This is a genomic window from Bacillus sp. ISL-4, from assembly GCF_018613275.1.
In the GTDB taxonomy this organism is placed as follows: Bacteria; Bacillota; Bacilli; order Bacillales; family DSM-1321; genus Peribacillus; species Peribacillus simplex_E.
Genome location: NZ_JAGGQN010000024.1, coordinates 1 through 11,794, shown reverse-complemented (window position 1 = coordinate 11,794; position 11,794 = coordinate 1). Strand labels below are relative to the sequence as shown.

At 37.0% G+C, this 11,794-nt stretch carries 8 protein-coding genes and 4 pseudogenes; 4 read left to right on the top strand and 8 right to left on the bottom strand.

All coding sequences use genetic code 11. From position 1 onward, the window contains the following. Nucleotides 1–345: 345 nt before the first annotated feature. The 3 genes and pseudogenes from J7J00_RS17330 to J7J00_RS17320 all read right to left on the bottom strand — a co-directional run bounded on the left by J7J00_RS17330 (nt 346) and on the right by J7J00_RS17320 (nt 2,150). Nucleotides 346–1,188: pseudogene (locus tag J7J00_RS17330) on the bottom strand (PfkB family carbohydrate kinase). Between the two features lie 145 nt (nt 1,189–1,333). Beyond that, nucleotides 1,334–1,564 (bottom strand): annotated as a pseudogene (locus J7J00_RS17325) (polar amino acid ABC transporter ATP-binding protein); the annotation flags it as partial. Between the two features lie 370 nt (nt 1,565–1,934). Continuing rightward, complete coding sequence (locus J7J00_RS17320) at nt 1,935–2,150, bottom strand: IDEAL domain-containing protein (RefSeq protein ID WP_214792696.1); 216 nt, start codon at nt 2,148–2,150, stop codon at nt 1,935–1,937. A 280-nt stretch (nt 2,151–2,430) separates the two neighbouring features. Between J7J00_RS17320 and J7J00_RS17315 the strand changes: the two genes are divergently transcribed. Together J7J00_RS17315 and J7J00_RS28200 are read left to right on the top strand one after the other, a co-directional pair. Continuing rightward, on the top strand, nt 2,431–3,378 hold the full coding sequence (locus J7J00_RS17315) for an IS110 family RNA-guided transposase (protein WP_286201432.1): 948 nt from the start codon (nt 2,431–2,433) through the stop codon (nt 3,376–3,378). 5 nt (nt 3,379–3,383) lie between these two features. Then, nucleotides 3,384–3,662: a hypothetical protein gene (locus tag J7J00_RS28200; protein ID WP_201253575.1), complete on the top strand. Its 279-nt coding sequence runs from the start codon at nt 3,384–3,386 to the stop codon at nt 3,660–3,662. A gap of 550 nt (nt 3,663–4,212) precedes the next feature. On the opposite strand, the gene J7J00_RS17310 is transcribed toward J7J00_RS28200, so the two are convergent. The 5 genes from J7J00_RS17310 to bla form a co-directional block, all read right to left on the bottom strand. Next, nucleotides 4,213–5,511 carry a M20 family metallopeptidase gene (locus J7J00_RS17310; protein WP_214792693.1) on the bottom strand — a complete coding sequence of 433 codons (1,299 nt, stop codon included), beginning with the start codon at nt 5,509–5,511 and terminating at the stop codon, nt 4,213–4,215. 433 nt (nt 5,512–5,944) lie between these two features. Then, nucleotides 5,945–6,478 (bottom strand): DinB family protein, encoded by a 534-nt coding sequence (locus J7J00_RS17305; protein ID WP_214792691.1) that lies wholly within the window; start codon nt 6,476–6,478, stop codon nt 5,945–5,947. Between the two features lie 212 nt (nt 6,479–6,690). Beyond that, complete coding sequence (locus tag J7J00_RS17300; RefSeq protein WP_214792690.1) at nt 6,691–6,867, bottom strand: hypothetical protein; 177 nt, start codon at nt 6,865–6,867, stop codon at nt 6,691–6,693. Nucleotides 6,868–6,956: 89 nt separating this feature from the next. Beyond that, the gene (locus J7J00_RS17295; protein ID WP_214792687.1) at nt 6,957–7,349 is read right to left on the bottom strand and encodes a hypothetical protein; all 393 of its coding nucleotides are present in this window, start codon (nt 7,347–7,349) and stop codon (nt 6,957–6,959) included. A gap of 303 nt (nt 7,350–7,652) precedes the next feature. Further along, a complete protein-coding gene (gene bla, locus J7J00_RS17290) occupies nt 7,653–8,456 on the bottom strand; it encodes a subclass B1 metallo-beta-lactamase (RefSeq protein WP_214792684.1) in 804 nt (267 codons plus the stop codon). Between the two features lie 707 nt (nt 8,457–9,163). Here bla and J7J00_RS17285 point away from each other — a divergent pair. Together J7J00_RS17285 and blaI are read left to right on the top strand one after the other, a co-directional pair. Then, nucleotides 9,164–10,937: pseudogene (locus J7J00_RS17285) on the top strand (BlaR1 family beta-lactam sensor/signal transducer). Between the two features lie 70 nt (nt 10,938–11,007). Then, nucleotides 11,008–11,432 (top strand): annotated as a pseudogene (blaI, locus tag J7J00_RS17280) (penicillinase repressor BlaI). The last annotated feature ends 362 nt before the right edge of the window (nt 11,433–11,794 follow it).

Genomic DNA, 11,794 nt, shown 5'->3' with positions numbered 1-11,794 from the left:
GAAACTATACTAACTCCAATATTTCTATTTATACACGTTACTAATAGATCACATCTACATAAGTAGTGATTTACAACCTAAACATAATGCTATAATGAAGTATATCTCAAGTGCTCATAACAAATTAAAGTGTACCTTTTAATTTGTTATAAAATCATAATTTATTAACTTTTATAATAAGGATTCAATAATTTCAATCAATAGCCTTCAAAGTGAATAATAAAACTCTGTTTGGAACGTTAGATTTGTGTAAACAATCTATTGATTGTACGTATAAAATACAATAAGAGGCGGACTCAAATATAAAAGTTCCCGCCCCTTACAGTTTAAATGCACATTAAAAGATCATACAAAGTCTTTGGAAAGGTTCGTTTTTATACTTAATACATATCCAAATGCACCATAACTTTCACAGTTTTTTGCGGCTGCTATTGCTGCCTTGTTCAATGCTTCAGTGACATTATGATGTTGATGATAATGTACCAAAAACATGGAATGAAGGAATCACCTGCTCCCAGGGTGTCTATGACTTTAGCTTCCACAATAGGCTGCTTATACACTAGGTCATCTACTAAAAATAAAGCACCTTTTTCTCCTCTTGTAATTCCAATGATTTTAGTTCCTAAATTTTTTACGTAATGCATTAATTCAATACACTGTGAGTCGTTTAATTCACTTCCTGAAAAAAAAACCATAATCAAGATACAGGCAAACCTCTTTAAGATATGATTCTTCTTGTCGTGAAGAAAAATCAAAAGAAATAGATATTTTTTTCGATAGCATAGGTAAATCTTGTTCTATATGGCTATACAAGCTTGTATGCATAAGATCATGAGTTGAAATATAGTTAAGATCGTTATCATCAAAATTTAATTTTATTAGGCCTTGTACCCCTCCATTATTTGATCCGACAAAGGTGCGGTCGTTATCTTCGTTAAGAGAGATAACAGATTCCCCATTTGGTCCATATGCTTTTCTAATCCTAGAGATATCAACACCTTCAGCTTTTACGCTATTTACAATATGCTCAGCCGCTATATCGTTTCCGATAACTCCAATATATGAGCTTTGCTCCACCCCATACCTTTTACATAAAACAGCTATATTTAGAGCGTTTCCGCCTGGATAAATTTCACCACGGTCTTGATAATAATCAACTACATTATCCCCTACCCCTACTATCTTCATTTCCCTTCACCTCAACATTTCATCTAATAAGTAAGTAATTCCAATGAAAGTGAAAAATCTATTATTTAATTTAAAGTTATCTTACTTTTCCTAACTCTATAATCAAACTAAAAGACCCTTTTTATCTTCAAATTTATTTTCAGTATCAAACGGCATTTCTTGATATAGTACTCAAAAATTTTCTGATGCGTTCATTTCCATTCGTAGAATGAAAGAACCTTTCTGGTGGCGCATCTTGAACAATTACTCCCTGATCAATAAATATGACACGATCACCCACTTCACGAGCAAAGCCCATTTCATGTGTGACTACTGCCATTGTCATGCCCTCCAATGCTAATTCCTTCATTACTATAAGAACTTCACCAACTAATTCAGTTTATTTATCATAGAACTTTCTATAAATGATAATAGTCTGTAAAAAATTAAAATATAGGTGGTTACAATTTTTATATTCTAACGAGGTTAATGTTAAAATATCCATAAATAGATTAGTTTGATAGCGCTTTTAGGCTATCCATAAAAGTAAGCCCTGAATTTTTAGTAAAGGTCAAAGATAATTATATTGAATGTTAAAACAATGCTTCCTTACACAACAGTCATTAGGTTTAATTTCTTATTTATTCTTATAGATGGAAGCATTGAATCTACTTGAGGTCCTCCAAGCATTCTAAGACCACTTAAATTAAATAATGAATCAGGAAATTAAGCAGCATAACCTGATCCATTATTTCTTAAGTTAGGAGTTATCTTTTTTTATTAATTTCTGGTTTTGCTTTCAATTTATGTGTGCGTTTTAATTCATTTGTTAACCGGAAAAACTCGACCTTATTACGGTTTTTCAATGAGTCATCGATTTGTTTTTCAATTTGGGCTTTCCTGTAATCTTCAAGGGCTCTTTTTAGTACCATTTCAGCGATCACTTCAGGTTCCAGTAGCGTTTCAGGCAATTGCTTTTCCATAAGAAACTCCTATGGCGGCGCTCCTCGCCGCCACCATCTACTACGAAAATCTAAACTCAAAAATAGAGTCTAACCCATTAACCCCTTGACGATAATGGATGATAACAATACAACCAGGCTGAGCTTTTTTTGGTGGATCTTAAGGAAGATACCCTGTATAAGAAACTGGTTGTGACAGTATGGAAGAACCATTTAGTGTACTGCTAGTACGTATACAAAAATTTTTGTAACAAATCTCCTGTCATCTGTATTGTTAATCTTTTTTTGAGGTGATTCTCCTATGGAAGCAATGATTGAACGGTGTGCTGGCCTAGATGTACACCAAGAAACAGTAGTAGCCTGTGTATTATTTGGTCCATTAGATAAAAAGCCAAAAATCTCTATTGAAACGTTTTCGACTACAACAACAGGACTCTTGGCTTTAAGTGATTGGTTAACTACCCTTCAGGTATCCGATGTTGTGATGGAAAGTACCGGAGTCTACTGGAAACCAATATGGAATATACTCGAAGGATCTTTTCACCTTGTTCTGGCCAATGCCAGGCATGTAAAAAATGTTCCAGGGCGTAAAACTGATGTAAAAGATGCCGAATGGCTTGCCAAGCTTCTAAGATGCGGACTTATTGAAAGCAATTTTGTCCCACCAGAGGATATTCGTGATTTACGAGATCTTACTCGTTATCGAAAAAAATTGATTCATCATCGCACATCAGAGCAGAATCGCATTCACAAAATTCTTCAAGATGCTAATATCAAGCTAACATCCGTTCTATCAGACATTTTTGGTGTATCGGGACGCCGTATACTTGAAGCCATTCTAAATGGTGAAAAAATAGAGACCGATGGTCTTCGAAAAATGGTGGATTGGCGAACAAAAGCAAGTATTACTGACATTGCCCATGCAATTAATGGTCGTATTCGCCGTCATCATCGTGATATGTTGCGTTACCATTGGGAGCATATGGGGTATTTAGAAAAAGCCATAGAAGAATTGGAAAAACAAATTGATCAACTCCTGTCCCCATATCATAAGGAAGTAGAATTATTGGATGGTATACCTGGTGTGAACAAAGCTGCCGCAGCCACTTTTATTGCAGAGATGGGCATTGATATGTCCGTATTTAAGTCGGCTAAACATCTTGCCTCTTGGGCTGGTGTAAGTCCCGGAAATTACGAAAGTGCTGGTAAAAAAAAACGAGTAAAACCACACAAGGTAACAAAGCTTTGAAAACGATGGCCGTAGAGTGTGTATTAGCGACTTCAAGGCAAAATAATCGAATTGCTTCACATCGAAAAAGAATTACCAAACGACAGGGAAAAATGAAGGGACGTATCGCTTCTGCCCATTTACTATTAACGATTGCTTACAACATCTTAAAAACAGGAGAACCTTATCATGAACTAGGCTCAAATTACCTTGAAGAAAAACAAAACAACAAAGAATTAAAAATGATCGAATACCTAAAAAAGAAAGGCTATACAATTGCTCCATCTGAACAACAAACTGCATAACCAGTTAAAATAACGCAATAGTACATTTACGCCCTTAAAAAAATGAGAATATGGAGGGTTTATTTTAGCATGGCTTTTTTACTAATGTGTTTTCATACAAAATCAACTCCTTAACTTTTTTTTATTATACTGAGTACCTTGAAGATAATTATTATTTATTAAGTGCATGCCTTATTCCTTTTTCTATTTTGCTCGGAATGACCACATCGGTGGCGTGTAACTTTAAGGGAGCCGTCTCTAACTTTCAGGAAGGAATTAATGCAAGCATCCTGGGCGTTGTTTGCGGCCAGGAAACCCGCATTAAAGATGGGTTTAGAGGTGTATGAATGTCCCCAATTTTCACACCGACCTATAATGATTGAGGATTCTCTCCATAATGTGAAGGAAACTCTGGATAAGTTAATTCTGCAATTTCATCACCACTTATCAAAAGTAATCCTCAAAGTTCAATAAAATTGCCTTCATGGCTTGGCTTGAGTTTCTCTTTTCTTTAATCCTTTTCAGAAAGTCCATGAACAAGATTACCAGTAAATCCTCGACCGTCAACTCTTCATCCATCAAAAGTACGGGGAAATGACCTAAGATACTTGATTGCCGTCTCAGCATATATCTCGGCAGATTCTACTAAGTTCTCCACTGAAACCCGCTCATCGTACCCATGGATAGTGTGTTCCAGCCCAGGACCGTAAAGGACGGTATCAATGCCATGGCGACGGAAGTGACTGGCATCACTTGAACCAAGCAAAAGTACGCTGAAGACGGGTTCCTCCATTCCGAGGACACGCTGGATTCCCAGTTCTATGGCCCTCACAATTGGACGATTCTCTAAGGTCCAGTTCGGGTTAGTACAGGGTACCATTGGCTCTACAACCGCACCTGGCGCTACAGCACTAACAAGATTCCTAGCTACATCAAGTACAAACTCGGGCTTCATACCGAATGGAACCCGGGTATCCACTTTAATGATACACTTGTCTGCGACGACGTTCACATTTGTTCCGCCCTGGATTACACCTGGATTGTAAGAGGGACGATAAAGTAACTGTGACAGTAAGGGATTTCCTAGACGCTGAGATAGGAGCCACTCAGTATTGTACAAAAGTTGACAAGGCTCTGCCGGAGGCGTTGCCTTAAGCTCCCATAGCTTAGTTAGTGCTTCGACCGCGGCTGCCCCTCTTCGTACGGCGGAGATTCCATAAAGGGGTTGTAGGCTGCCATGATCTGTCTGACCTGGTATAATCACCTGCATCCATGCCTTGCCCTTTTCACCGGCATTCGGATGGTGGGGGTCCGACGGTTCACCAATCAGACAAGCATCACCCTTAATCAATCCTTGATCCAGGAGCGAGGCCACCTCAATGCCGCCAGTCTCTTCATCCGGAGAGGCAATAACTCCAAGGCTACCTTTCAAATTAAGAGTGGGGGCGAACTCCTGAAGTAGTCCAGCCACAAAAATCAGTGATGCCAAGCCTCCTTTCATATCGGAGGCTCCCCTACCCAAAAGCATACCTGCTCTGACTTCTCCTGAGAAAGGCTCGAAGGTCCAATGTGAACAATCGCCTGCAGGTACGACATCTGTATGTCCACAAAATAGGAGCCGTGGACCAGGTACCCTGGTTAAGGGAGCATCACAGACCACGGTAACCAGCGCATTTTCGCTACGGCGGTGCTCGGTAATCAAGAACCCTTTTGCTGCTAGGTATCGGCTAATATGGCGTCCCATTTCTGCTGACCGCTTCTTAAACTCGGGCGATGGATTTTCAGATGGAATTCGAATAAATGAAGCAGCAAGTTCGACTAATTCCTGTTGCCTTGACCTTATCAGCTGCCGGATTATTCTGGTACTCATATAAATACATCCCCTCCATGTCCAGCATTAGCCGCAGTATTTCTATACTATTCTATGTGCTGTTCCTAGATCATATTTCTGGGGGAAACATTTGATACATGTTATTTAAAGTCGCGTTCAATGCTATAGTTAAACTTAATGAGCCAAAGATATATAGGGGTAGTGTCAGGAAAATGCGGATTATAACGTTAAGGAAATTTCGATTCTAAAAAGCCCAATTTCTCAGCATTAAAATTGGGAAATTGGGCTTTTTTCGTTACTCCAAAGCGCTCTTTAACGGAACAATTCTATTCGTCATTCAACAGTTTCATAATCAACCTTTGTTGTAAACTGCTTATTGGTTTAACTTATGGCACCCTCTCAGCTCTTTAAACTCCCTCAACTGGGCTCCTGCTGATATTCCGACGGTCAATAACTGCTTCAACAATAAAGATTACTTACTTACTTTTAAAAGAAACTGATCGATACGTTCTTTTTGCCGTAAGTGGTGCCGGAAATGCATTTCGATTAGCTGAAAATATTCCTCTGCATTTAAAAATCCCATTCTCCGGTGCTGAACTTTCTGGCTGGCCGGAATGTCAGAGAGCTTTCTCTCTATCTCTTGCATTTTCTCAATGATTCGAAGCAGTCCTTCCTTTACTTCTTCTTTTCCTGTAGGATTTGGCGGTGTGAAATCCGGTGTATCCGGACCTTTTAACCTGATTGGAGGAAACGTTCCTTCTTTGAAAATCGATTCGCCTATTTCTGTTTTTTTACCGCCATCGGAAGTAGTGCCATTAACACATTGCTTAATGGCTTTCAAATGAAGATGAAGGGTGCCCTTTATTAAATGATTGTACATTTGTCCTAATGACCATTCATCCTCAGAAGGCTTCCTTGTAAACTCATCTAGCGAATATTTACTTAACTCTTCAATATAGTATGTAGCCACCTGTTCGAATCGCTTCAATATCTCTTTTGTATCCAATAGATCTCCCACTTTCTTTATAATTTTCTTTCTCCTTAATGTTGAGTAGTACGTCCCAGTGCTAAACTAAATAGCATCTTCTGACATTAACTTCGACTTACTTACAAATAATCCCTTCTATTTCATTCAAGAATATGGTCAATTGCTGAACAAAGGTCAAACAGCACTCTTCAACTATCCTGCCCCTTTAGTTTCATAAGGAAAAAGCTGCCTTAAAGACAGCTCCAATTTTCAGCTAACGCACCCGTTAGTTCCATAAGAAAAGCGATCCTTGGTGCATCGTTCGCTTTATTGACATTCCTTCGTTTTGCTGTTGCTTCAACCCTACCAATGCAATAGAAAAAACCACCAAGAAAACGGAAATAATCCGTAAAGCCAACACCTAGCACTTAGCTTGTTATAGTCATTCCATTTCTTTCCTCTGATTTGATTAGTTCTATTGGAATATATTACTACTAAATCACCAACATAATAACCTTCATTTTTTCTTTTTTACTAAATAGCCCATCAAAAAATACATCATGCTAATACAAAAAATAATAAATTCATATGTGCTTCCTAACGCTCCTATAGAAATAAAAAAGGTAACAAGAAGACAAATTCCAAGTACCAAACAGAATCCAAAGTATACGACTCTCCATAAACTCCAGTTTAATCCAAAAGAACCTACTCCGGTTATTACGCCGACTATGAGAAGACTAATAAGAATCAATAAAGTAAGCCTATCAGTTGCTGATGTATCAATTTCGGATTGGAGGGCTTGCCCTAAGGATGTACCTAGTAAAAAAAGAAGGCCATATCCTAACGTACCAATGATCGTTAATGTCCCTAAGACAATGGCGATCGTTTTTGATAATACATATTTCCCCATTGTTTCACCTACTATAGCGTAAATTTCAAAACCTATTACGTGCTATTTTCATGTGGACATGCCGGACCACGAGCAAGTATAAGATAGAACACTTCCTGCAGCTGTCGCTTCGCATTATTTGGGGTACCATAACACTAACTCCAAATGGGTACCTATTTTAGATAAAAAACTCCTTCTCAAGTTTGTGTAAAGAAGGAATTTCCCCTATTACTCATCACACAGTAGCTTCTTGCTTCTTAAAAAGAGATCTTGAATGTCTCTAGCTACCATTTTAGGAACAAATGTAACACCAATTTCTTTCGTTTAGCTATTATGGGTATGTTGTTTAATCAGATCAATTGTGTGGAAGAGTAAGCTCTTATCTCCCCAGTTCCCATGTCCAGGTATAACTGTTTTTACATGTGGATATTTTTCGATTACCTTTTTAACGGAGTCATCCCATTGTTGTACATTTGCATCAGAAAGATTTCCAAGATCTTTTGCATCTAAGGATTTGATGAAACATCCACCGAATAATATTTTATATTGGGGAAGCCAAACAGTAATGTTATCTTTCGAATGACCTTCTCCAGGATAAAAGGCTTCAATTACTGTGTCGCCTACTTTCATCACTGGGTTTACATCGAGTGTCGGATTGGGAGAAGGATATCCATATTCTTGAGCTAGTTTTGCTGTCAAAAGTGTACTACGTACATCAATTCCCTGATTCATCAACGCTTGAATGCCTGAAATGCTATCATCATGCGCATGAGTAATCAGCGCTAGATCAACTTTTTTCTTCAAATGTTTTTTGATCATCTTTAATAACTCTTCAGTTTTTTGGTCATTCCCCCATGCTGTATCAATCAGGACTACTCCTTTGGAAGTAGAAACGATTAACCCATTGTGGTCATGGGTTGTGCCATTCAAATCATTATATGATGTGTGTGCCCATACTTTTTCATTCAATTTCGTTAATACAATCGTCTTATCTGGATTGGTAATCTGAGTGGGAGATGATTTTTTAGATTGAGCAATCGTTTGATAATTAAACGATGGCATAACAACGGATAATGTTAGTAACAAACTAAACACAACTATCCCTATCCATCCCTTGCTAATTTTCATACAAATCTCGCCTTTCTAAATTGGATTTCAACAAAAAAAGTTCGTTGATACATGTTATCTAAAAAATTTATAATTATAAGTTATAGAAATATAGATTCTGATTAAACTCTAGCAGTAACTGGAGTAGCGCCAACAATTTACCATTACTCTATAAATAAGCCATATTATAGAGTGGTATGACTGGCGTTTTAAACAAGTTTATTTTAACCTCTTCCTAAAATCAGAACGGGATTAGATGTTTTGAGATTTTAAAAATTAAATACTTTATTGTGACTTTTCTACTTATGGTTGACTTTAAGGGTATCGATTACTTCCTTTGTTGCCTGTGCAATAAGCTTGTCGTTAGAATCCTTGAGTTATCTATGGTTTCTCAGTTCTTTTCCATTTCTTGGCCAATTGGCGGCGGAAATCAGCGCTCTCTTCCTTTATCCTCCTTTTTTGATTACACGTGTAATATAATACTACACTCGTAATCAAGTAATGTCAATTTTTCTCAAACTTGGAAATAACACTCACTTATAGTCTGTTGTTTGCTCAATGCAGAAAAAGCGATGCTAGCCCGTTTCTGTAATGCTCACATGGATTAGTAGATTGATAAACTCACATTGAAATGCTAAAATTAGGAATTACAATTGATTTTTCTTGGGGAGATAACAATGAATTTTGTAATAATTACAGTGAAAGGTTGAGGAATGGAGACGAGCAACATGTTCTTTACTAATTTTGTAATTAGTTTTCTGGTGTCTTCTTTTACCATTGCAGTTATTATGCTGTTTAAGAAAGTGTTCCAAAAGCAATTATCAGCGAAATGGCAATATAATCTATGGTTTTTATTGTTGATTGCATTGACGCTTCCTTTTATACCAAATCATTTGTTTAACTTTGGAAATGATTTTATTTTGGATTTAAACCTTAACCAAAACAATGGAATAAATCCTTCTATTATCACCAACGGAGATCAGTTGATTAGAAACGTAAATTGGATGCAGGACTTTACGATTTCTGTAAATCAAACCAATCTGGTATTCCTGGATATAATTTTAGCTGGCACATGGATTGCAGGAATGTTTATTTGGGCTGCTCTGACAATACATGCTTGGTTAAAGTTGAAGAAGATTAAAAGCACTATTTCTGCCCTGAAAAATAAAGAAGTTCTAATTTTATTTGAACAGTGCAAGCAGAGTTTAAATATATCGAGACATTTGGTTTTAGGGGAATCGTCGCATGTCAAATCTCCGATGACGTTTGGTCTTTTTAAGACCTATGTTGTGCTTCCAATTCATTTTGAAGAATGGTTTTCTATGGAGGATATCAAATACATTTTTTTGCATGAACTGAATCACTATAAATATAAAGATATTGCGACGAATTACCTGATTGTCATTTATCAAATTTTGTATTGGTTCAATCCGTTTGTGTGGTTTGCTTTTAGGGAAATGAGATTGGATCGTGAAATAGCCTGTGATATTGCTGTTTTAAATTCTCTGGATGAACGCAGTTATGCAGAATATGGGAATACAATTATTAATTTTGTGGACAGAGCATCACAGCCGAGGAATTTCGCTTTGGCAAATCACCTGAACGGATCCAAGAAGCAAATAAAAAGACGTATTGAAAGAATTGCGTCCTTTACGACTGAATCAAAGCTGTTGAAGCTGAAAAGTATAGCTATCTTTATGCTTGTGGGAGTTTTTGTTGTAAGTCAGGTTCCATTCATTTCTGTAATGGCCGATGATAATAATCTTTACGATTTTAAAAGTGAACGCACAGTGTATGAGGATCTAAGCGAATATTTTTGAGGATATGAAGGAAGCTTTGTATTATATGATATGCATGATCAATATCGTATCTATAATAAAAATATAAGCACAATGAGAGTTTCCCCGGATTCTACTTTCAAGATTTATAGCGCGTTGTTTGGATTGGAGTCAAATGTCATAACCAGTGAAAATTCCACAATTAAATGGAATGGAATACAGAATCCTTATGATTCTTGGAATATGGATCATAATTTATCTACAGCAATGACAAATTTTAGTAACCTGGTACTTTCAGGAATTGGATAAAAAAATTCAACTGGATAGCATCCAAACTTATCTAAAAGAAATAGGTTATGGCAATAACGATGTTTCTGGTGGAATCGAACAATATTGGCTAGAGTCTACATTAAAGATATCTCCAGTAGAGCAGGTACAACTACTAAAAGCTTTTTATACTAACCAATTTGGATTTAAGGAGAAGAATGTCCAAACCGTTAAAGATACACTCAAATTAGAGGAGAAAAATGGTGCATGGCTGTCAGGGAAAACTGGTACAGGTAATGTAAATGGCAAAAATATAAACGGTTGGTTTATTGGGTATGTAGAGACCACGGAGGACACTTATTTCTTTGCAACTAACATACAAAATGCAGATAATGCCAACGGAAGTAAGGCGGCTGAAATAACGTTATCTATTTTGAGGGGTAAAGGCATATATTAAGCCGGCTAATAGAGGTTGACATCTCTATATGACAATTATATTAGAAGACCGAAGAAGGAGATGGATAAGAGTGTCTAAAAAATTACCCAGTATCTCTGAAGCAGAATGGGAAGTCATGAACGTGCTTTGGGAAAAGACCCCGCAAACGGCCAACGAAGTCTATTTCTCATTGGAGGAGTGAACGGATTGGAAGCTGAAAACAGTACGCTCGCTTTAGATCGTCTAGTCAAAAAAAAGGTGATCGGTGTAAATAAAAATCAGAAGGTCTATACTTTTTTTCCGCTTTACTCGCAGGATGAATGTCAGCGCGCCGAGACACAGTCTTTTATAAATAGAATTTATGGTGGGACGCTGAAGTCGATGATGGTTCAGTTTATACAGGAGGAGTCCTTATCTGAAGAGGAAATTAATGAATTACGCTCAATTTTGGATGGAAAGACTAAAAAACCTCAGGAGAGAAAGAGTAAATCCAATGGCGTTGGTGAAAGCCAGTGATGCTATCGTTTACTTTCAAAATATCTTTGCCGATAAAATCTTGACAATTATCATCTGAAAAATGAAACAATATAATCCAGTCAATTTCCTTGCTCTTTCTCCTTCTAATTTAATTCCTATAAATGGAACTTATTTCCCAAAGTCTAAAATAATGTCATCGTCGTTCCTAGGAAGTTCTTCCGATAAGTAACTTTATGTTTAAAGGGTTCACTAAAGTAAAAATAGCCCATTTTTGCATCCTTATCATAAGTAACCTGATTTTCTATGTAGCACATCAGTACATTCCTCCTAAGCTAATTCTTGTTCTCTCAAACTTCCCAAAATTATATCGTTTTTTTGTTCAACTAACCTCCCTCAATAAA

Excerpts from the sequence above, each read along its gene's own strand:
- J7J00_RS17320 (WP_214792696.1), bottom strand. The coding sequence starts at position 2,150 with ATGGAAAAGCAATTGCCTGAAACGCTACTGGAACCTGAAGTGATCGCT.
- J7J00_RS17315 (WP_286201432.1), top strand. The coding sequence starts at position 2,431 with ATGGAAGCAATGATTGAACGGTGTGCTGGCCTAGATGTACACCAAGAA.
- J7J00_RS28200 (WP_201253575.1), top strand. The coding sequence starts at position 3,384 with ATGGCCGTAGAGTGTGTATTAGCGACTTCAAGGCAAAATAATCGAATT.
- J7J00_RS17310 (WP_214792693.1), bottom strand. The coding sequence starts at position 5,511 with ATGAGTACCAGAATAATCCGGCAGCTGATAAGGTCAAGGCAACAGGAA.
- J7J00_RS17295 (WP_214792687.1), bottom strand. The coding sequence starts at position 7,349 with ATGGGGAAATATGTATTATCAAAAACGATCGCCATTGTCTTAGGGACA.
- bla (WP_214792684.1), bottom strand. The coding sequence starts at position 8,456 with ATGAAAATTAGCAAGGGATGGATAGGGATAGTTGTGTTTAGTTTGTTA.